Annotated in this window: 15 protein-coding genes, 6 tRNA genes and 1 pseudogene; 17 read left to right on the top strand and 5 right to left on the bottom strand. The window is 40.5% G+C overall.

All coding sequences use genetic code 11. The features are described from left to right. Positions 1-1,444: 1,444 nt before the first annotated feature. Positions 1,445-2,146: pseudogene (locus tag ACLPIE_RS06285) on the top strand (IS4 family transposase); the annotation flags it as partial. A 128-nt stretch (positions 2,147-2,274) separates the two neighbouring features. Here ACLPIE_RS06285 and nagE read toward each other — a convergent pair. Then, a complete protein-coding gene (gene nagE, locus ACLPIE_RS06280; RefSeq protein ID WP_430260666.1) occupies positions 2,275-4,302 on the bottom strand; it encodes an N-acetylglucosamine-specific PTS transporter subunit IIBC in 2,028 nt (675 codons plus the stop codon). 411 nt (positions 4,303-4,713) lie between these two features. Between nagE and nagB the strand changes: the two genes are divergently transcribed. From nagB to ACLPIE_RS06230, 10 genes are all read left to right on the top strand, one after another. Then, positions 4,714-5,517, top strand: a complete 804-nt coding sequence (gene nagB, locus ACLPIE_RS06275) for a glucosamine-6-phosphate deaminase (RefSeq protein ID WP_430260665.1) — start codon at positions 4,714-4,716, stop codon at positions 5,515-5,517. Positions 5,518-5,592: 75 nt separating this feature from the next. After that, complete coding sequence (gene nagA, locus ACLPIE_RS06270; protein WP_430260664.1) at positions 5,593-6,756, top strand: N-acetylglucosamine-6-phosphate deacetylase; 1,164 nt, start codon at positions 5,593-5,595, stop codon at positions 6,754-6,756. 11 nt (positions 6,757-6,767) lie between these two features. Then, entirely contained in the window at positions 6,768-7,991 is a 1,224-nt protein-coding gene (nagC, locus tag ACLPIE_RS06265; protein ID WP_430260663.1) for a DNA-binding transcriptional regulator NagC, read from the top strand. 366 nt (positions 7,992-8,357) lie between these two features. Then, positions 8,358-8,434 (top strand) — tRNA-Met (locus ACLPIE_RS06260). Positions 8,435-8,440: 6 nt separating this feature from the next. After that, positions 8,441-8,525: transfer RNA gene (locus ACLPIE_RS06255), tRNA-Leu, on the top strand. Positions 8,526-8,556: 31 nt separating this feature from the next. Beyond that, a tRNA-Gln gene (locus ACLPIE_RS06250) sits at positions 8,557-8,631 on the top strand. A gap of 32 nt (positions 8,632-8,663) precedes the next feature. Continuing rightward, positions 8,664-8,738 (top strand) — tRNA-Gln (locus ACLPIE_RS06245). A gap of 47 nt (positions 8,739-8,785) precedes the next feature. Further along, positions 8,786-8,862: transfer RNA gene (locus ACLPIE_RS06240), tRNA-Met, on the top strand. Between the two features lie 11 nt (positions 8,863-8,873). Then, positions 8,874-8,948, top strand: a tRNA-Gln gene (locus ACLPIE_RS06235). Positions 8,949-9,495: 547 nt separating this feature from the next. Continuing rightward, a complete protein-coding gene (locus ACLPIE_RS06230) occupies positions 9,496-10,839 on the top strand; it encodes a dicarboxylate/amino acid:cation symporter (protein ID WP_430260662.1) in 1,344 nt (447 codons plus the stop codon). Positions 10,840-10,897: 58 nt separating this feature from the next. On the opposite strand, the gene nfsB is transcribed toward ACLPIE_RS06230, so the two are convergent. Next, positions 10,898-11,551, bottom strand: coding sequence for an oxygen-insensitive NAD(P)H nitroreductase (gene nfsB, locus ACLPIE_RS06225; protein ID WP_430260661.1), 654 nt, complete (start codon positions 11,549-11,551; stop codon positions 10,898-10,900). Positions 11,552-11,681: 130 nt separating this feature from the next. Beyond that, positions 11,682-12,869 carry a 3-demethoxyubiquinol 3-hydroxylase gene (gene ubiF, locus ACLPIE_RS06220; protein WP_430260660.1) on the bottom strand — a complete coding sequence of 396 codons (1,188 nt, stop codon included), beginning with the start codon at positions 12,867-12,869 and terminating at the stop codon, positions 11,682-11,684. Positions 12,870-13,194: 325 nt separating this feature from the next. On the opposite strand from ubiF, the gene miaB reads away from it, so the two are divergent. The 5 genes from miaB (at position 13,195) to lnt (ending at position 18,780) form a co-directional block, all read left to right on the top strand. Then, positions 13,195-14,625: a tRNA (N6-isopentenyl adenosine(37)-C2)-methylthiotransferase MiaB gene (gene miaB, locus ACLPIE_RS06215; protein WP_430260659.1), complete on the top strand. Its 1,431-nt coding sequence runs from the start codon at positions 13,195-13,197 to the stop codon at positions 14,623-14,625. A gap of 98 nt (positions 14,626-14,723) precedes the next feature. Next, entirely contained in the window at positions 14,724-15,722 is a 999-nt protein-coding gene (locus ACLPIE_RS06210; protein WP_430260801.1) for a PhoH family protein, read from the top strand. After that, a complete protein-coding gene (gene ybeY, locus ACLPIE_RS06205) occupies positions 15,723-16,193 on the top strand; it encodes an rRNA maturation RNase YbeY (protein WP_430260658.1) in 471 nt (156 codons plus the stop codon). A gap of 173 nt (positions 16,194-16,366) precedes the next feature. Continuing rightward, positions 16,367-17,251, top strand: a complete 885-nt coding sequence (gene corC, locus ACLPIE_RS06200; RefSeq protein ID WP_430260657.1) for a CNNM family magnesium/cobalt transport protein CorC — start codon at positions 16,367-16,369, stop codon at positions 17,249-17,251. Further along, the gene (lnt, locus tag ACLPIE_RS06195) at positions 17,251-18,780 is read left to right on the top strand and encodes an apolipoprotein N-acyltransferase (RefSeq protein ID WP_430260656.1); all 1,530 of its coding nucleotides are present in this window, start codon (positions 17,251-17,253) and stop codon (positions 18,778-18,780) included. The genes corC and lnt overlap by 1 nt, the downstream gene beginning before the upstream one ends. Positions 18,781-18,832: 52 nt before the next feature. On the opposite strand, the gene ACLPIE_RS06190 is transcribed toward lnt, so the two are convergent. Both ACLPIE_RS06190 and ACLPIE_RS06185 read right to left on the bottom strand, forming a co-directional pair. Then, positions 18,833-19,756 carry a diacylglycerol kinase catalytic domain-containing protein gene (locus ACLPIE_RS06190; RefSeq protein ID WP_430260655.1) on the bottom strand — a complete coding sequence of 308 codons (924 nt, stop codon included), beginning with the start codon at positions 19,754-19,756 and terminating at the stop codon, positions 18,833-18,835. Then, on the bottom strand, positions 19,756-20,775 hold the full coding sequence (locus ACLPIE_RS06185) for an SPFH domain-containing protein (RefSeq protein WP_430260654.1): 1,020 nt from the start codon (positions 20,773-20,775) through the stop codon (positions 19,756-19,758). Before ACLPIE_RS06185 ends, ACLPIE_RS06190 begins: the two co-directional genes overlap by 1 nt. A gap of 151 nt (positions 20,776-20,926) precedes the next feature. Between ACLPIE_RS06185 and ACLPIE_RS06180 the strand changes: the two genes are divergently transcribed. Continuing rightward, positions 20,927-21,640 carry an NUDIX hydrolase gene (locus ACLPIE_RS06180; protein ID WP_430260653.1) on the top strand — a complete coding sequence of 238 codons (714 nt, stop codon included), beginning with the start codon at positions 20,927-20,929 and terminating at the stop codon, positions 21,638-21,640. Positions 21,641-21,683: the final 43 nt, after the last annotated feature.

The following is a 21,683-nucleotide window of genomic DNA, read 5'->3' as shown; positions in this document are numbered from 1 at the left end:
CGATAGACTTTTTGGTATGTTAGCACTTATATTTTATGACAGACTCCTATCTTTAAAACATCAAACTCTGATATTACAACGATATTTTTCTATTATGTCATTTTTTTACTATTTTAAACTGATAATCTACAATGTATTTTCTTTATTATAAATATATCCCCCTGCATTTTAGAAATATTTTTTTGCTTTTTTAAGTTTGATGATTGTAGTATTTTTCAAATTAGCGAGTCCGGCGCAACAACGGTCTGCTTCCCTTAAGATAAGTCTGCTATAATTTTTTGGATAGAAACTCATCGAACCTATATGTACCAACGCATATACCGATAAGTATTATTTGAGCCAATCGTTTAAGTAGATTAAGCTTATGTGTCACTTATAGGTATTTACTAATGGAATAACAAAAAAGGGAAGCAAAAAAAAGCACAACTACACAATAATAAAATATAAATAAACAATATAAAATTAAGTCCCCTTTTCTATACAGATATACGGTTTCTCTACCGCCAAAAAAACTTTTGCTTCTGTATGATACGTATCCTTTTTTTATTGCTTCAAATATAAAGTAAACATGACCAATGCTTACCAAAATAAAAAACAAATTAGTTACTAATGTTTTTAAATCCATTTTCAACTTTAATTTCCGTCATTAATTTGGAATTATTATAACTCAATTTTATCACTCACTGTTAGCTCTCCTGTTCCAATATTTGAACTAACCATCAACATCTTTGGAGGTACCTGCGAAAGCAACGGCAATGGTACTAAAATCTATCGAATCCCATATAAAGCCATTTTTCCAAAACCGCCAGCATTATAAAAACATCATCAATGATGATTTAATGACAAATAATGAAATACCAATCAGATATAATCCTATCCGTAAACTCCCCGCATTAGTGTTATTTAAACTTCACTTTCATGTTTTAGCTTGAACATGATGGTCGTTGATTCAAGGTCACCATTAATTGATTGAGCAAACTCAGGGATTTCACCACTAATCTGCCATCCTAGAGAACTATAGCAGCCTATTCAATTTGATTTGAGAACTCCATTTCCCCGAAACTATATATCCTCTTTGCGCCTTCCTCTGTAAGTTCATTATTCGCCAAGAAATCAATGCCGTCGAGTCTGGTAGATATTCTCTTTTTAGCATATTAAAAATAATTCGAGGGCACTTTTGTAAGACTCTTGGTGCTTTAGGATGCGTGCGATACTCAAGGTAAAATACGCACTAATAATTACAAAACTTGAATAAATGTAACTTAATTTTAATTTTACTTTCGTAACATCACATAGATAAGAGTATGGTTATTACATCGCAACGTTACACTTTCATATTAATTCCTATGAACCATCCCTTTTAAGCCCCATCATCGGGGCTATTTTTTTGCCCTTTCCCCTTCAATTTCCCCATTGACTTTTCTACAAATGAAAAGCCGCCATCATAGAAGAAGGATCAGATAAGCTTTATCACTTTGCATCAGAGCTGAAACGCCAAATCCAAATAGCTCAAAGAGCGGGGCCTAAAGCGAGTCAGGTCACTCTGGATGTAAAATATGCAGCAGTGACGATAAAAGCCCCATCCAATAGAAAAGGGACTCTCATTTATCTCAACTATGTTGGGTGCGCTGGAATGGATCATGACGGGAAGGCGCTTAATTGGCATATTCTAACTAATGAGCCAGTAAATAATACAGAAGATGCTTTGAAAATTATTGATTATTACGAAAAACGTTGGTTGATTGAAGAATATCACAAAGTCTGGAAAAGCGAAGGAACTGGCGTTGAAGAGCTTCGAGTGCAGAGCAAAGATAACTTAGATAGATTAGCGACTATTTATGCTTTTTTAGCAGTAAAGATATTCCAATTAAAGTTTGTAAATGAGCAAATTGAAGATATTAACTGTGATAAAATCTTGTCACCGAAAGCATGGAAGTTGCTTTGACTTAAAAGGTTAAAGGCACCACTTCCAGAAAAAACACCAACAGCCAAATGAGCTTATGAGCACCTTGCAAGGCTTGGCGGTTGGAAAGATAGTAAACGAAATGGAAGAGCGTCAGTTAAGACGCTCTGGGAAGGATGGCTCAAATTGCAGACCATTCCTGAAGGTTATGAACTCGCTCAGTTTCTTGAAAAGGACTTGTGATCAAGAGACAGCCCGCAAAGCAGGTGGTTTTATGTTTAAGACGCTAACGCGACTTAAACTGGCTAAAGCCATAAAACAAAAAGGGTAGCCTAAGCCACCCTCTTACTAACTTATAATTTTAATCTGAATTATTTCAGAACATTATAAATAACCGTTTCGCCTGCTTTCACATCGCCTTCAACTAAAATCTCGACGCCAGCGAAATCATCAATATTGCTGATGATAACAGGGCTAATCATTGATTTAGCATTAGCCTCAAGGAACGGTAAATCTAATTTTAGAATAGGCGTACCCGCTGTCACTTCTGCACCCTCTTCCACTAAACGAGCACAACCTTCCCCTTTCAGCGCTACAGTATCAATCCCCATATGCACAATCAGTTCGACGCCGTTTTCTGTTTCAAGGCAGAATGCATGGTTAGTTTCAAAAATTTTCACCACTGTTCCTGATGCTGGCGCTAGCACTTCGCTACTTGTTGGTTTAATAGCAATACCATCACCCACAATACGGCTAGAGAACGCTTCATCCGGAACATCGTCGAGGGAGAATACTTGCCCACTCACAGGTGCAACCAGAGATAAAATCACATTGCCTTTTTCTTTCGCTGGCTCTTTGGTTTTCTTCTCTTCTGCTGCAACAGCAGGGACAGATGCCGCAATAGGGCCTTTAGCAATAACCTCTGTCATCGCTTTTGCGACCAATTCAGCACGTGTACCGACAATCACTTGAACATTCTGTTTACTTAAGCGGATAACCCCAGAAGCACCTAAACGTTTTGTCATGGCTTCATTAACTACCGCTGAATCTTTAACGCCTAAACGTAAACGTGTGATACAAGCATCAATACTGACGATGTTGTCACTCCCACCTACCGCAGCAACATATTGGCGAGCTTCTTTTTGGATGTCGCTGTCACTGTTATCAGCAGGGCTAATGCTTTCGTCATAACCATCAATAGTTTCATCACCTGCACTCTCTTCACGACCAGGAGTTAACAGGTTAAATTTGCGGATCATAAAGCGGAAAATGACATAGTAAATACAGAAGAAGACTAAGCCTTGAACAATCAACATGTACCACTGAACGGCTAATGGATTACGTGATTGTAGCAGCATATCGACTAAACCTGCGCTGAAGCCGAACCCAGAGATCCACTCCATTGTCGCTGCAATATAGACAGAGATACCCGTTAATAATGCGTGAATGACGTACAGAACTGGTGCCACAAACATGAATGAGAATTCAAGAGGTTCAGTGATACCTGTAAAGAATGCCGCGAATGCACCCGCGATCATAATACCCGCTACTTTCGCTTTATTCTCTGGACGAGCACAATGGTAAATCGCTAATGCTGCCCCCGGTAAACCAAACATCATGATTGGGAAGAAACCTGCTTGGTAACGACCCGTAATACCCACTGTCGCTAGGCCTGCGTCAATAGACTTGGCACCACCTAAGAAGTTTGGAATATCATTAATGCCTGCAACATCAAACCAGAACACCGAGTTCAACGCGTGGTGTAGACCTACAGGAATTAATAAACGGTTGAAGAAGGCGTAAATACCTGCACCGACAGACCCTAAATCTTTAATACTTTCACCGAAAGAAACCAAACCGTTATACACCACCGGCCAAACATACATCAGTATGAAAGCTAAGATGATCATCAGGAATGACGTTAAAATTGGCACAAGGCGACGACCACTGAAGAAAGACAACGCTTTTGGCAGTTCTACACCACTATAACGATTGTACAATTCAGCAGACAGTACCCCAACTAAGATACCAACAAATTGGTTGTTGATTTTATTAAATGCCATAGGAACAGATTCCATTGGAACATTCATAATCATGGAGTAAGACGCCGGAGAACACAGCGTTGTCACCACTAAAAAGCCGACAAAACCCGTTAGTGCCGCCGCACCGTCCTTATCTTTAGACATCCCATATGCAACACCAATGGCAAACAGTACAGACATATTATCTATAATTGCCGCACCGGATTTAATCAATAACGCTGCGATTGCACTATTGGCTCCCCAACCATCTGGGTCAATCCAATAACCAATCCCCATTAGGATTGCTGCGGCTGGTAGTACAGCAACTGGCACCATAAGCGCCCTACCAATCCGCTGTAAGTAGCTAAGAATATTCACAAACTCCCCCTTTATCGCCCTATTTTGCCCCATATGCGGGATCTTATTTTCATACCTCTAAATAATAATCTAGAGGATTGAGAGTATCAATTTCATAGTCTAAATTAATTGTTTCGCGATGCAAAATAAATAGCTTTGTTTTGTGATAAATATCAACGAATACGTTCATGATCTGACTAAATTAGTAGCTATTATTGAAAACTTATTTTATTATTAAAAATAACTTATTTATACCATTAACCTGTATATTCTCAGCGCACTTGAATTCATGGCATGAAACCTAAGTAGCATGTCAACTAAGTGATAACGCACAATAAATTTGAGTATAGCGAGTATTCCTATATCTAATAAATAACATCGGGGATACATATATATGAAAGATTTCACAGACTTATTAGAGGTAAAAGAGAGATGAGGCTAATCCCACTTAACAATGCACATGATGTCGGAATCTGGTCCGCACAATATATCGCGGATAAAATCAACGCATTCAATCCAACCGCAGAGAACCCTTTTGTACTTGGTTTGCCTACAGGTAGTACTCCTTTGGCCACCTATAAAGCACTAATTGCGTTATATAACGCAGGTAAAGTCAGCTTTAAGCACGTAGTGACCTTTAATATGGATGAATATATTGGCATTCCTGCTAACCATCCTCAAAGTTACCATACCTTTATGCACGAAAATTTCTTCAATCACATAGATATTCAAGCTGAAAACATTAATTTGCTAAATGGTAATGCGCCCGATGTGGATGCAGAGTGCCAGCGCTATGAAGATAAAATTAAGTCTTATGGCAAAATTAACCTATTCATGGGTGGTGTTGGTAACGACGGTCACATCGCTTTCAATGAACCGGGCTCATCTTTAAATTCCCGTACACGCATCAAAACGTTGACTCCAGAAACTCGTCAAGCTAACTCTCGCTTTTTTGATAATGACATTAACCAAGTGCCGAAATTTGCACTGACCGTGGGTGTTGCCACATTAATGGATGCGCAAGAGTTAATGGTTTTAGCAACGGGTGCGAATAAAGCTAATGCGGTGCATGCCGCGATAGAAGGCTCAATCAACCATATGTGGACGGTTAGCTGCGTGCAAATGCATCCTAAGGCGTTGATTGTATGTGATGAACCTGCAACCCTAGAGTTAAAAGTTAAAACATTGAAATATTTCAAACAGATCGAATCTGAAATTATTGACACATTTAACTAAGATTATATTTATCAATCACCCGATCAGCGATAGCTGGTCGGTGACCCATTTCCCAGAGGTCAGGAGTTTTAAGCTATGTATGCACTAACTAATTGCATTATTTATACAGGTCATGAAAGACTGGATAACCATGCTGTCATCGTTGATGGTGAGACTATCAAAGATGTTTGTCCTGTCTCTGAGCTACCAGAAAACATTTCACAACATGATTTGCACGGTGCAATTTTGTCTCCGGGTTTTATTGACTTGCAAGTCAATGGCTGTGGTGGTGTCCAATTCAATGATAATAAAGAAAATGTTACATTAGAAAACTTGGATATCATGCAAAAAGCCAATGAACGTTCTGGCTGCACAAGTTATTTACCTACATTAATTACCTGCTCTGATGAATTAATGCAGCATGGCGTTGAAGTCATGACTGAATACTTAAAAAAACATAAAAACAAAGCGCTTGGCCTGCATTTAGAAGGCCCTTACATTAATATCATCAAAAAAGGCACACACAACCCTAAATTTATACGTCAACCTTCAGCGCAAATGATTGATTACTTAGCATCCCATGCAGATGCAATAACTAAAATCACTCTAGCCCCTGAAATGGTTGAACTCAATTATATTCACCAATTGAAAGATGCAGGAATTGTTATTTCAGCTGGGCATTCAAATGCAACGTATGAAGAAGCTAAACTCGGCTTTAAAGCAGGTATCCGTTTCTCAACGCATCTTTTTAATGCCATGCCATACATCTCAGGCCGTGGTCCCGGTTTAGTGGGGGCGATTTATGATACACCTGAAGTTTATGCGGGTATTATTGCAGATGGACTGCATGTACAGTGGGCGAATATTCGTAACAGTAAGCACTTGAAAGGTGATAAATTAATTCTAGTTACAGATGCAACTGCGCCAGCGGGAATTGATCCTCAAACTGGTGAAATGGATCATTTTATCTTTGCAGGTAAAACCATATACTACCGTAATGGACTGTGTGTAGATGAAAATGGCACACTTAGCGGTTCATCACTGACCATGATTGAAGCCGTTAGAAACAGTGTAGAACATGTCGGCATCGCATTAGATGAAACACTGAGAATGGCAACACTCTACCCAGCAAGAGCTATCGGAGTTGAAGAGACATTAGGCTCTATTGCTCCGGGGAAAATTGCGAATTTGACCGCGTTTAACCACGACTTCGAGATCCTTTCAACTTATGTTAACGGAGTTGAAGTCTACAAAAAATGAGTAACTAGCTAATGAATCAAAGCCACTCGCTAAAGCAAATTGGTAATATTGATCTTGTTAAACAACTTAATAGTGCTGTTGTCTATAGTTTGATTGACCAGCACGGCCCGATATCAAGAATTCAAATTGCTGAGCAAAGCCAACTTGCCCCAGCTAGTGTTACTAAGATCACTCGCCAACTACTCGAACGAGGTTTAATTAAAGAAGTTGACCAACAGGCCTCCACTGGAGGCCGTCGCGCCATCTCTATCGTTTCTGAGCATAAGCATTTCCACACCATTGGCGTTCGTTTAGGGCGCTATGATGCTACCATCGCCTTATATGATTTGGGTGGCAAAATGATTGTTGATGGTCATTACCCTATTACAGAGCCTTCCCAGCAAGCCGTTGAACAAAAGTTAATTTCCGCTCTTGAAGACTTCATTACGCAACACCATCGTCGCCTTAAAGAACTTATTGCTATTTCAGTAATCCTACCCGGTTTAGTTAACCCAAATAGTGGTATTGTTTACTATATGCCACATATTAAAGTTGATAATTGGCATCTGATCGATAATTTACAACATCACTTTAATATCACTTGCTATGTTGGGCACGATATTCGCAGCCTAGCGCTCGCTGAAAGCTATTTTGGCGCGACTCGTGATTGTGAGGACTCACTGCTCGTTCGCATCCACAGAGGCGCTGGAGCGGGTTTAGTGATTAACAAAGAGATATTGCTTAACCACAGAGGCAATCTAGGCGAAATTGGCCATATCCAAGTCGATCCACTCGGTGAGCTTTGTCATTGTGGCAATTTTGGCTGTTTAGAAACTATCGCCTCTAACCAAGCCATTGAAGCACGTGTGAGGCAACGACTAGAACAAGGCTATTCAAGCTCCCTTACCCCTGAAACTTGCACAATTTTACATATTTGCCAAGCGGCTAACAAAAGTGACCCACTGGCAACAGAAGTTATTCAACATGTTGGCCGCCAAATAGGTAAAGCTATCGCCATCTCGATTAACTTATTTAACCCTGAGAAAGTCGTCATTGCAGGCGATATTACCGAGGCAGCGCAAATCCTTTTACCCGCCATTCAAAGCTGTATTGATACCCAAGCGTTGAAGGGATTTAGAGAAAATCTCCCTGTCGTCACCTCGGCACTAGTCCATAACTCCGCCATAGGCGCGTTTGCTCTAACAAAAAGAGCTATGCTAAACGGTGAATTATTACAAAAATTGTTTGAAAACTAATTTTTGACCTCATTAATATCAAAGGCAGGCTTTCACGCCTGTCTTTTTATTTTCCTAAATAACGATAATCGCCTAGATTGATTGTTTTTCAACCTCCCTCTCCTCTTTCAACGAGAAATAAGCATTTTTGCACAGTGCTTGCTGGTTTTTGGGTCTCTGCTTTCTTAGATATTTTTTTCTGTTAAAAAGTTAAAAGCAGTTTTTTCAAATATGGGCTTGTTTTTTGCTGACTTTATCGACAAAATGATTATTCAACAAACAAACAGTCACGTTTTCTGAAAAATAGTGCAAAAAGCTGTTGACTGTCGTGTCTGTAATTAGCATAATGCGCCCCGCAACGCCGACGAAGGTTATGCAAAAAAAGATGGCTATGTAGCTCAGCTGGTTAGAGCACAACACTCATAATGTTGGGGTCACAGGTTCGAATCCCGTCATAGCCACCATTTATTGCGGGAGTGGCGAAATTGGTAGACGCACCAGATTTAGGTTCTGGCGCCGCAAGGTGTGCAAGTTCAAGTCTTGTCTCCCGCACCATTTTCCTTCTCGGTAGTATTGAATTTAAGATTGGGGTATCGCCAAGCGGTAAGGCACCAGGTTTTGATCCTGGCATTCCCAGGTTCGAATCCTGGTACCCCAGCCATCTTAATACGATAAATAGTAGAATTTCCCGGATGGGGTATCGCCAAGCGGTAAGGCACCAGGTTTTGATCCTGGCATTCCCAGGTTCGAATCCTGGTACCCCAGCCATCTTCTATCCCCTCTTGCAGTAAATATCATTCCAAATAAATATTAATGGCTATGTAGCTCAGCTGGTTAGAGCACAACACTCATAATGTTGGGGTCACAGGTTCGAATCCCGTCGTAGCTACCATTTATTTTTGTTGGGGTATCGCCAAGCGGTAAGGCACCAGGTTTTGATCCTGGCATCCCCAGGTTCGAATCCTGGTACCCCAGCCATTCTCTTTTTTCCCTTAAATAGCTCAATAACTCTGTACGGCACGTACGATTAGCTGATTTCAAACCATTTAGCTTATCGTTTTTATTGATAAATAAAATAAAATAAATAAAATCAGAAAATAAAGTTATTTTTACTGCCTATCAAACTAATTTATGTCGCCTAGCCCATTTTTATATCGCTTTTTTATAGAATAACTCTCTTTTTGTCTACTTTTTTGTTTTATTTAATCCTGATATTACTCCTTTACCAGTAGCTAAATCGTTTAAAGTGGTAGATAATCAACATTTCGCCCATAAAATTTACTTTTACATAACTTTTTTGTTAATTTTGTGACTTCAATCATTTCTCTTTAACTAACGAAAGTGATAATCTGCGCTCGAATTGTAGTTAGGTATGATTAATGTCTGCGAAATTATATCTTCGCTAACATTAGTAAATTCTATCCCATCTTCCATTCCAATAAATTAGTTCTCAAAAACTCTAATAAAAGTTTTAAACCTAATAATTATAATTTGCCAAAACGCAACATTTTTACAGAGAAATTTTATGCGAAACATGATAAAGCAACCAATATATAAGATCTTATATGTTCAGGTAATCGTAGCTATCATCCTTGGTATTGCTCTTGGCCACTTTTTTCCTGACATTGGAGAGTCATTAAAACCCCTTGGTGATGCATTCATCAAAATCGTTAAAATGATTATCGCACCAGTTATCTTCTTAACGGTAGTTACTGGTATCTCGGGCATGTCTAACATGAAAGCCGTTGGTAGCGTTGCAGGTAAAGCAATGCTGTACTTTATTACTTTCTCGACTGTTGCTCTCATCATCGGTCTTATCGTCGCGAATATCATTCGTCCCGGCGCAGGTCTTAACATAGATCCCGCAACATTGGATAATGCTAAAGTGGCAGGCTATGTTGCAAAAGCCCACGAATCCTCGATTGTCGGCTTTTTAATGAATATCATCCCTGATACGGTAATAAGTCCATTAGTCAACGGTAATATTTTACAAGTTCTGTTTATTGCTGTGATTTTCGGGTTAGCACTCGCTGCAACAGGTAAACACGGTGAACCCATTGTAAAATTACTACAAAATTTCTCTGAACCTGTATTTAAAATGGTTGCGATGTTAATGAAACTCGCACCTATCGGGGCATTTGGTGCAATGGCGTTTACCATTGGTAAGTATGGAATATCTTCTATCGGTAATTTGATGATGCTGATTATGACGTTCTATATTACCTCACTACTGTTCGTCTTAGTGGTTCTTGGTGCCGTTGCAAAATATAACGGTTTCTCTATCATTCAACTGATTAAGTACATCAAAGATGAGTTATGGTTAGTGTTAGGTACTTCTTCTTCCGAAGCTGCATTACCTAGCTTAATGAGAAAAATGGAGCACGCCGGGTGTGAAAAATCCGTTGTGGGATTAGTGATCCCGACAGGTTATTCATTCAACCTTGATGGTACCAATATCTATATGACAATGGCGGCATTGTTTATCGCACAAGCCACCAATATTGAACTCACTATTTGGGAACAAATTTCATTGCTGTTGGTTGCAATGATCAGTTCTAAAGGCGCAGCGGGTGTCACAGGCGCTGGTTTCATTACTTTAGCCGCAACCTTAATGGTTGTACCAAGCATCCCTGTAGCAGGTATGGCGCTTATTTTAGGAATTGACCGCTTCATGTCTGAGTGTCGTGCATTAACTAACTTAGTTGGTAATGCATGTGCCTGTATCGTTGTTGCTCGTTGGGAGAAAGAGTTAGATACCGAAAAATTAGCCCATGCATTTGCAGCTAAAAATGAAACATTAGATTCTGTCATTACTGAAGAAGATATCTCTCAGCCAACTATTTCAATTGATACTGCAAACAATAAATAACAAACTCGTTTATCCAAAAAAATAAGCCACGATTGTGGCTTATTTTTTATGCTATCAATTAAAGTTCAGTCACAACCTCACTTTGAGGGCGCCTAACTTTGGGCAATGCAGCATTAAAATCATCCTCTTGTTTGTAACCAAGGCAGACAACCGCGACTGCATTCAAGCCCTGTTCTGCCAGCTCGAACTGCTCATTAAGTATTGAAAAATCGATTCCTTCCATCGGTAACGCATCAACACCTATTACCGCAGCACCTAACAATAAGGTTCCCATATTTAGGTAGACTTGTTTTTCTATCCAATGGTTTAAGTCAGTAAATTGATTTTTATGCAGATTAACAAAGAAAGTACGCGCCATATGGTTTTGCTCTTTGAGCTCAACGCTCGCATATCGTCCGGCTTTATCTTCCAATTCTAATAGATGAGATAAGTATTCATCGGGTAACTCTGTTTTCCCACATAAAATAACGACATGAGAAGCATCATGAATTTTTTGTTCATTGAATGAATAAGTGCCAGAGGTCGCATTAATGACTTTTTGCTTCGCGTCAGGACTCTTAGCGATAATAAAGTGCCACGGTTGAATATTGACACTCGAAGGGCTTAGTCGTAATAGCTCTTTTATTTGGTTAATTTTCTCATCTGAGATAGTTTTGCTAGGGTCAAATTTTTTGGTTGCATAACGAGTATGTAAAACATCAACTAAATCCATTAATTACCTCTTTTTCCATAAGTTTTAAATAAAAGAATACCTGAATAAATTACTGTATGAATAATAAAATCTTTAGCAGAAAATTCTAGATATTTATCATCTATATCACAAATAAAAACAATACGTTACTTTATAGTCCTAAGGCATATTTTAATGCCAGCTTTTTAGCTTTCCCAGCACGTTGAGCCGCCATTAACCCAAGGTTTCTTAATACTTTCAATCCCGGTAAATTTTCACTAAATGCCATATAAATCACATCCATACCAGCTTGCATCACTAGGTTATCGGGTAAGCGACGGCGCTGATAGCGTTTCAATACATCAAGTGAATGCCATTCCTGCAAGTATTCGCGTGCATAAATCACTTCTTTGAGTAACGAGTCTACATCACGGTAACCTAAGTTCACGCCTTGCCCTGCTAATGGGTTAATGGTGTGTGCCGCATCACCAATTAATGCGAGTCCATCAATGACATAACGATTCGCATGGTGACGAACTAATGGAAACGCACCAGCGGCAATCGCAGTCACCTTTCCCAAGCGCTCAGGAAAGGCTTCGGAAATAACACCCGTTAATTGTTCCATCGACATTCCTTGTAAACGTCGAATTTTAGCTGGGCTGTCATACCAGACAAGTGAGGCCCAATGATCATAGAGAGGTAAAAAAGCTCGCGGCCCTGAAGGGAAAAACTGCTGCCACGTTTTATCTTGCTGTGCTTGTTGCGTTTGAATAGTGATTAGCATGCATGACTGACGATATTGCCAGCCTCGGCTACCAATACCTGCCATTTTTCTGACTTGTGAATTAGCGCCATCAGCCCCAACGACAAGCTTAGCTTGCAAAACTCGTTCATCCTCCAATTCCAACACCCACTCTTTTTGCTGCTTAGGCTGATATAAATTAACGAGTTTTGCGGGGCAAATAAGGTTTAAATTGCAGTATTTTTCGCACTCACGCCATAATGCTAGCTGTAGTACACGGTTTTCAACCATAAAACCTAGTTCGGACAACCCCAAGCTTTGGGCATCGAAAACCACGTTGCTATCGGGTTCTTCCCATGTTTCTAGCTGACGATAAGGTGCACTACGCATAGCATCTACATGTTGCCACGCCCCTAATTGGGTTAATAACTCAACTGATGAGCGGCTAATCGCAGAAATGCGAACATCGGGTGCACTTTGTGGCTCGAATGGTGTAGGTTGTACCCTTTCAAGTAATGCCACCTTCATTCCTTCTTGGGCAAAACCCAATGCCGCTGCCGCACCTATCATCCCTGCGCCGACGACGACAACATCATAAGATTCGATTTGTTTATTCATCACATTAGCCACTATTTACGGATTAATTGCTGTATTGTACCGAATATTTATTGCTCTCGCTGACAATATCTCCACTTGAACTCTAGTCACTGATGCCTCAAATGAATACAATACGCTCTAACTTTAAAACAATAGGCAAATTGCCTGCCCTTAGATTTCGTGTAGTGATATTATTAAATAATATTTTTGCATTTACCCCATCATACAATGATGTCTTTAATCAAAATGCATGCGAGTTCCCAAAAAAAATAGGGCAGGACTTTGGATTTACAACGCGTTTCGGAGTCCACTACACTAGCCGCTTCGAAAACACCGGATATACGACATGTCAACGAATAAAAAGCTATACATTAAAACTTGGGGTTGCCAAATGAATGAGTATGACTCATCCAAAATGGTTTCCTTATTAGAAAGCACTCATGGTTATCAACTAACTGAAATTGCAGAAGAAGCTGATTTGCTTCTGCTGAATACGTGTTCTATTCGTGAAAAAGCGCAAGAAAAAGTGTTCCACCAGCTTGGTCGTTGGAAATATTTCAAAGATAAAAACCCTGATATTATCATCGGTGTTGGTGGCTGCGTAGCTTCACAAGAAGGGGATTTTATTCGTCAACGTGCACCAAGTGTGGATATTGTTTTCGGTCCCCAAACCTTACACCGTCTACCTGAAATGATTAATCAGGTTCAAGGGACACGTAGCCCAATTATTGATATCAGCTTCCCAGAAATTGAGAAGTTTGACCGTTTACCAGAACCCCGTGCAGAAGGGCCTACTGCGTTTGTTTCCATCATGGAAGGTTGCAATAAATATTGTACATTCTGCGTAGTACCTTATACCCGTGGTGAAGAAGTTAGTCGCCCTTGTGATGATATTTTGTTTGAAATCGCACAATTAGCCGCACAAGGTGTACGTGAAGTTAACTTACTTGGCCAAAACGTGAATGCATATCGTGGCGCAACCTTTGATGGGGACATTTGCTCATTTGCTGAGTTATTGCGTCTAGTGGCTGCGATTGATGGTATCGACCGTGTGCGCTTTACCACTAGCCACCCAATTGAGTTTACAGACGATATCATTGAAGTTTACCGTGACACCCCTGAGCTAGTCAGTTTCTTACACCTGCCAGTTCAAAGTGGCTCTGACCGCATTCTTACTATGATGAAACGTGCACATACGGCCTTAGAATATAAAGCCATTATTCGCAAATTACGCGCAGCACGCCCTGGTATTCTGATCAGTTCAGACTTCATCGTTGGCTTCCCAGGTGAAACGAACGATGACTTTGAAAAAACCATGAAACTGATTGCTGATGTTAATTTTGATATGAGTTATAGCTTTGTCTATTCTGCACGTCCTGGGACACCTGCGGCTGACTTACCTGACGATGTCAGTGAAGATGAGAAAAAACAGCGTCTATACTTACTACAACAGCGTATCAACCAACAAGCAATGAGTTTCAGCCGCGCCATGTTAGGAACTGTACAGCGTATCTTAGTGGAAGGAACTTCGCGCAAGAACGTCATGGAACTATCAGGGCGTACCGAAAATAACCGTGTAGTGAACTTTGAAGGCACGCCGGATATGATTGGCAAATTCGTGGATGTGGAAATTGTGGACGTCTATACCAACTCTCTGCGAGGTAAAGTCATCCGCACTGAAGATCAAATGGATCTGCGCGTTCACGAATCCCCTGCTTCCGTCATTGCACGTACTCGAAAAGAAGATGAGCTAGGTGTTGGTAGCTACCAGCCTTAAGCCGTGATCTAACGATAGGATATTCAGTGACCGATACAAAAAACTTACAAATCGCAACACAAGAAATTTTCTTAGAACCCGCAGATAATCAGCGTTTAATGAGCCTCTGCGGGCCATTTGATGACAATATCAAGCAACTTGAACGCCGTCTTGCTATCGAAATTAGTCGACGCGATAACCGGTTTAAAATTTCAGGCAAGCCACTCAACGTTCAAGCAGCAAGTAAAATTCTACGTCAGCTATATGTCGATACATCCCCTATCCGTGGAATTATTCCTGATATTGACCCAGAAAATATTCATCTAGCTATTTTAGATAGCCGAGTTTTGGAGCAATCCGCCGATAGTGTGCCTGACTATGGCAAGGCCGTGAATATTAAGACTAAACGGGGCGTGATCAAGCCTCGAACTCCAAACCAAGCACAATATATCGCTAACATTTTAGACCATGATATTACGTTTGGAATTGGTCCTGCTGGGACAGGGAAAACCTATTTAGCGGTTGCCGCTGCCGTTGATGCTCTTGAGCGTCAAGAGGTTCGTCGTATTTTATTAACTCGTCCAGCTGTTGAGGCGGGTGAGAAACTGGGTTTCTTACCTGGGGATCTTAGCCAGAAAGTCGACCCTTACCTACGCCCTCTTTATGATGCATTATTTGAAATGTTAGGCTTTGAAAAAGTTGAAAAGCTGATTGAGCGTAACGTAATTGAAGTCGCACCATTGGCGTATATGCGTGGCCGTACATTAAATGATGCTTTTATTATTTTAGATGAAAGCCAAAATACTACCATTGAACAAATGAAAATGTTTTTGACGCGTATTGGATTTAACTCCAAAGCGGTTGTCACGGGGGATATTACCCAAGTTGACTTACCACGCGGTAGTAAATCAGGTCTACGTCATGCCATTGAAGTGCTTTCTGAGGTTAACGACCTAAGCTTTAACTTCTTCCACAGTGAAGATGTGGTTCGTCATCCTGTGGTTGCAAAAGTTGTTATGGCTTACGAGGCATGGGAAGAGCAAGACAATAAGCGTCGCCAACAGTTACGTGAAGAAAAAGAACAACAGAAGCAATTTGAAAAGCAGGAAAACTTATAAATGAGTGACATCGACATCATTCTCGATTTACAAATTGCGTGCGAAAACCCAGACGGATTACCTTCTGAAGCTTTATTCGAGCGTTGGTTAGCCGCTGTATTGCCTAAGTTTCAAGCACAAAGTGAAGTGACTATTCGCATTGTGGATGAAGCAGAAAGTCACCATTTGAATCTGACATATCGTGGAAAAGATAAACCAACCAACGTATTATCTTTTCCTTTTGAAGCACCGCCAGAAATTGAGCTTCCATTATTAGGTGACTTAATTATCTGCCGTCAAGTTGTTGAGCAAGAAGCTGTTGAGCAACAAAAAACAGCTGAAGAACATTGGGCACATATGGTAGTTCACGGCTGTTTACACTTGCTAGGATATGACCATATTGAAGATGATGAAGCCGAAGAAATGGAAGGGTTAGAAACTGAAATTTTAGCTGAATTAGGTTATAACGACCCTTATCTTGCAGAAAAATGATGATCTAACTATAATTTTTTAGCTTTCCTCTACAAAGGAAGCATTATTTTACAAAAAACTGACCGTAATGATGAAGATAAACGATCCGTTTTATGCTAAAAATAAATGAAATACGCTGTTTTTATTAACTAATCTCTCTTATTCAATAACTGAGGAATACAAAATTAACCGCCATGAGCGACGATAACTCTTCGAGTAGCGATAACCCTGGTCCTAAGAAAGGGTTCTTTGCACTATTAAATCACCTCTTCCACGGTGAACCTAAAAATCGTGATGACTTAGTCGAACTCATCCGCGACTCTGAACAAAACGATTTAATTGATCCTGATACCCGCGAAATGCTTGAAGGGGTAATGGATATTGCGGATCAACGCGTACGCGATATTATGATCCCGCGTTCCCAAATTATTACCTTAAAACGAAATCAAACGCTTGATGAGTGCCTTGATGTCATTATTGACTCTGCACACTCACGCTTTCCTGTAATAAGCGAAGATAAAGACCATATTGAAGGGCTATTAATGGCAAAAGACTTACTGCCATTTATGCGCACTGATACCGAACCTTTTAGTATTGATAAAGTCTTACGCCAAGCGGTTGTTGTACCTGAAAGTAAGCGAGTAGACAGACTACTCAAAGAGTTTCGTTCACAACGCTACCACATGGCCATTGTGATTGATGAGTTTGGTGGTGTCTCTGGGCTTGTTACCATTGAAGATATTTTAGAGTTAATTGTCGGAGAAATTGAAGACGAATATGATGACGAAGATGATGTCGATATTCGCCAGCTAAGCCGTCACTCCTATTCGGTTCGCGCTCTAACGCAAATAGAAGACTTCAATGAGGCATTTGGTACGCATTTTAGTGATGATGAAGTAGATACAGTAGGCGGCCTTGTGATGCAAGCATTTGGCCATTTGCCTTCTCGCGGCGAAACCATCACAATAGATAACTATCAATTTAAAGTTGCTATGGCAGACAGTCGTCGAATTATTCTGCTCCACGTGAAAATTCCTGACGATGCGCCTGTTCCAACTTTGGAAGAAGAACAGACTTAATGAACTCAACGTCTATTTATCAAAGCCAGTGGTTGCGATTACTACTGGCTTTAATCTTCGGAGCCAGTGGAACACTGGCTTTTTCGCCTTTTGATATCTGGCCTGCCGCGCTACTTTCTGTTTTATTTCTTCAACTACTCACTTTACAACGCACGGCCAAACAATCTTTTGCCATAGCCTTTGCATGGGGGTTAGGTTTATTTGGCAGCGGTGTTAACTGGGTTTACGTCAGTATTGCTGATTTTGGTGGCATGCCAGGCCCTGTTAATGTCTTTATCGTTATTTTATTAGCGGCTTATCTTTCACTTTATACAGGATTATTTGGCGCATTACTGAGCAAGCTTGCACCAAAAGCCAATATTTGGCGTTTAGTCTTTCTTGCGCCAGCATTATGGCAATTAACTGAGTTTCTGCGTGGTTGGGTGCTCACCGGTTTCCCATGGCTACAATTTGGCTATAGTCAAATCGATGGCCCAATGAAAGCCATCGCCCCTGTATTTGGTGTAGAAATGATTACCTTGCTGTTATTCAGCATCAGTGGTCTGTTAGTGCTTGCTATCATCCGTCGTAGCTTTATTGCATTAGCCGTCGCAGGCGTTTTATTGTTCGCTCCGCTTGTTGCCAAAAATGTACAGTGGATCATTCCACTTGAAGACAACAAAATGCAAGTTGCACTCGTTCAGGGCAATATTCCACAGTCCATGAAATGGGAAGCTAGTTTTTTACAAAAAACCAAAGATACCTATATGGCGCTGTCTCGCCCTTATATTGGTAAAGCTTCACTGATTATTTGGCCTGAATCTGCGGTACCTTCTGTTGAATTAGATAACCAAACGTGGTTAAAGTCTCTCGACCAACTCTTAACAGAATCGAATACACATTTAATTACGGGTATTGTTGATGCGAGGCCAAGGGATGGCGAGTATGAATTCTTTAACACAATTATTGTATTAGGGGATAAAACCCCCTATCTCTACCCATCTAAAAACCGCTATAATAAGCACCACTTAGTGCCTTTTGGTGAATTTGTCCCTTTAGAAGACTTACTACGCCCTATTGCCCCGTTCTTTAATCTGCCGATGTCAGGTTTTAGTCGAGGCGACTACCAGCAAGCTCAATTAGCCGTGGGGAATATTCATCTAACAGCCGCAATTTGCTATGAGATTATTTTAGGAACACAGGTTCGAGATAATTTCAAACCTGATAGCGACTACTTACTTACCGTCTCTAATGATGCATGGTTTGGTCAATCTATCGGCCCTTGGCAGCATTTCCAAATGGCCCGTATGCGCTCTTTAGAATTAGGTCGCCCACTATTACGTTCAACAAATAACGGTATTACTGCGGTCATCCGCGCGGATGGTTCAATACAAGATATCCTTCCACAATTTAAAGCAGCAACGCTTGCCACTGAGGTCACGCCAACAACAGGCTTAACCCCTTACGCACGTTGGAGTAATTATCCAATGTGGGGTATTGTTGTGCTCTTTGGATTGTTGGGGTTTGTTATGAATCGACGCCAGAAATAGTCATAATTCGCCTGCCTCAATAACACAATCTTTATTGAGGCAGGTGTTCACGCTAGCCAATCAGCTGCCCTTGTATATCAGCAATTTTTACAGTGGCAATACAACCCGCATTAAACTGTAAAAAATCATCCTCTATACCATCTGAAAAGATAACGCCATTATCTGGCATTAAAGACTCAAGCTCTAACGGCGCCTGTGGCTCTATAGTGCCAAAGACCCATTTAGTGCCTGTTATTTTGCTTAAAAAAGGTTCTCTAACACTAAACTGTAATTTCTTTTCCCCCCAACCGAACCCTTTAGAAAGCGGGTGTGACGTCGTACCCGTAATGGCTTGAGCCCCCGCTAAGATAGATTGAAACCACCCTGTTGAACCTAATCCTGTCGATATAATGATCCCTGAAGAAGACTGAAACTCTTGTTCACCGCGCCAATTTAACAAATAACGGGCTGAAGTATGGCTTTTAGGCCCAATAAATAAGTCATTAACCGCCAATAATGACTGCCCATCATTGGTCGTTGCCTGAGCAAAAGTCACTGATTTTTGCTCAACTTGACCTTTCAATGTTTTCGTCACCACCTCCTGTAACTGGCCAATTTCAAACGGCAGTAATTTACCATCCCACCTTGCAGGATCAGGGTTAATCGCTATAACGGGCTGCCCCTTTAAATACTTTAGTGTATTAGCGACTAAGCCATCCTGCCCAATCACAACGATAATATCTTGCTTAGAAAACTGGTAGCTTGGTAATAATTTTCGTTCCAATAATTGAAATCGCCCTAAAGATTTCAAAATTGATTCCGCTTTCACTAATTGTCGCTGATACAAATCATGTTCATTCAAGTAATCATCAATTTCAACATGGTTATGTTCTAAATAAAATTTTGCCTGAGGCCAAGTATTGAAACGTTCAATGAGCTCCTGTAAACGAGTTTTACGCATCACGAGAATAAATCGGGCATCATCAATCTTATTCATTATTTCGTTCCTTTTTTCATTAGCTGGCCGAATAAATCAGGGGAAATATTTAGCTCACCAATTTTTCCTGCATTTTGTGCTAATGATTCAAAGGCCATTGCCATCAATTGCTCTGGTCCCATTTTCGCCAAGGCAAGCGCTTTTAGGTTTTCCACAGGTAATTGGCTGTAGGCTTTCATTTTTGATTCAATAGAGTAGGCATCTGCATCAGATTGAATCCGTTGATTTTCTACACTCAGCGCTACCAGCTCATTACGTTTTGCTTCTGCACTTACCTGCGCCGTCAACTCTTCTTGCTCGATCTCTGCACGTTCACGTAACAATTTACGTTCATTATCAAGGCGAGCCTCTTCAATTTGCTGCTCTTTAGTTTGTACGGATAAGTCAGTTTCTAACTCGGCTTCTTTGATCGTTCTTTCTTGTTCAACAGAGAACTTGCGTCTGGCATAGATAGCATCGTCGGCTTCTTTCAAGATAGACTCTCGCGCTTGTGCCTCTAATGCTTTGAGTGTTTCAGGCGACGGCGCAATCGCCGCAATGGAAACATCTAGAATAGCAATACCTAATGACTCTATGACCGCCTGCTCTGCGAGTTGCTTACTGACTAATGTCACCAATGATTGGCTAATCAATAATGCATCCCGTAACGAAGTACTCTGTATCTTGGCTTGAATAATTGTTTGAGCCGCACGCACTACCCTATCGCCCAGTTTAAGCGGGTCTTCTGAGGCATAGCTTTTTCCATCTTTAGATAAATTGAAATTTAAAACATCTGCTGTTTTTTCGGCTGCAATTACCTGAAATGAAATTTGTCCTTGAACGCGTAAGCTTTGAAAATCAGCGGTTTGCAAATTAAAAATAAAGGGTGCCTCTTGCGCATTTAATGGAAGAGCAGCAATGGAAGTTGTATCCGCATTATACCAAAAACTGATACCTTTCCCTTGTTTACGGATCTTTCCATTCACAGATTGAATAACAAAAGTAGATGAGTCCGCCTTGAAGTATTTAAAGTTAAACATAGTAAGCTCCTTATTAATGTCCTTATGACTTTAATTGATTATTGTCCTTTAGACATTAATTAGTCAAGAAATAAATGTCTTAATGACATTAATTAGTTTTCAGCTTATAATTTGTCATTAAATTCAAACGTACAATTAATTAGGTAACAATATGAATGAAAAAGAATTTTTAGCAGGATATAACCGAAAAGAGTACCTTTCGCCATTGTTGACTGTTGATGCTGTATTGTTCACCTACCATGAAAATACCCTTAAAGTATTACTCGTTGAACGTGCAAATTATCCAGAAAAAGGCAAATGGGGGCTCCCCGGTGGCTTTGTCGATGAACTAAATGACCGCACTCTAGAAGAAACCGTTTTACGAAAATTACAAGAAAAGACAGGGGTGATCCCACCTTATATTGAACAATTGTGCACTGTTGGCAACCAGCAACGCGACCCCCGAGGTTGGTCTGTGACTGTTTGCTATACGACGCTGATCGCCTATCAATCCTGTAAGGCACATATTGAAAGTGTCGATTCGGTCAAATGGGTATCTATTGATGAAATAAATAATTTGTCATTAGCGTTCGACCATTTTCAACTCTACCAACAAGCTCGGGAACGCTTAAAACAAAAATCGCTCTATTCCATTGTGCCGGGATTCGCTTTACCTGATGTGTTTACCTTGTCTGAGCTACAGCATGTTCACGAAGTTTTGATTGGTAAGCCGCTGCAAAATAAATCATTTAGGCGTCGCTTGGAGCAAGCAGATTTACTGATTGATACCGGAGAGAAGCGCCATGAACGTGGGCGCCCTGCAAATTTATACCGTTTGAAATCTCAATCCGCTGATTATCGTTTTATTCGTAATTTAGAATTTTAAGAAGGTAAGCATCTGATAGACAGATTCCATTATCAGATGCTAG

It is taken from the genome of Providencia sp. Me31A (assembly GCF_050487165.1).
GTDB lineage: Bacteria > Pseudomonadota > Gammaproteobacteria > Enterobacterales > Enterobacteriaceae > Providencia.
This window is presented reverse-complemented; position numbering and strand designations above follow the sequence as displayed.

Coding starts and splice junctions, on each gene's coding strand:
- ACLPIE_RS06190 (WP_430260655.1), bottom strand. CDS start 19,756: ATGAATAAGATTGATGATGCCCGATTTATTCTCGTGATGCGTAAAACT.
- ACLPIE_RS06230 (WP_430260662.1), top strand. CDS start 9,496: ATGCGAAACATGATAAAGCAACCAATATATAAGATCTTATATGTTCAG.
- nagA (WP_430260664.1), top strand. CDS start 5,593: ATGTATGCACTAACTAATTGCATTATTTATACAGGTCATGAAAGACTG.
- ACLPIE_RS06210 (WP_430260801.1), top strand. CDS start 14,724: ATGAGCCTCTGCGGGCCATTTGATGACAATATCAAGCAACTTGAACGC.
- nagB (WP_430260665.1), top strand. CDS start 4,714: ATGAGGCTAATCCCACTTAACAATGCACATGATGTCGGAATCTGGTCC.
- corC (WP_430260657.1), top strand. CDS start 16,367: ATGAGCGACGATAACTCTTCGAGTAGCGATAACCCTGGTCCTAAGAAA.
- nagC (WP_430260663.1), top strand. CDS start 6,768: ATGAATCAAAGCCACTCGCTAAAGCAAATTGGTAATATTGATCTTGTT.
- miaB (WP_430260659.1), top strand. CDS start 13,195: ATGTCAACGAATAAAAAGCTATACATTAAAACTTGGGGTTGCCAAATG.
- ACLPIE_RS06185 (WP_430260654.1), bottom strand. CDS start 20,775: ATGTTTAACTTTAAATACTTCAAGGCGGACTCATCTACTTTTGTTATT.
- ybeY (WP_430260658.1), top strand. CDS start 15,723: ATGAGTGACATCGACATCATTCTCGATTTACAAATTGCGTGCGAAAAC.
- lnt (WP_430260656.1), top strand. CDS start 17,251: ATGAACTCAACGTCTATTTATCAAAGCCAGTGGTTGCGATTACTACTG.
- ACLPIE_RS06180 (WP_430260653.1), top strand. CDS start 20,927: ATGAATGAAAAAGAATTTTTAGCAGGATATAACCGAAAAGAGTACCTT.
- nfsB (WP_430260661.1), bottom strand. CDS start 11,551: ATGGATTTAGTTGATGTTTTACATACTCGTTATGCAACCAAAAAATTT.
- ubiF (WP_430260660.1), bottom strand. CDS start 12,869: ATGAATAAACAAATCGAATCTTATGATGTTGTCGTCGTCGGCGCAGGG.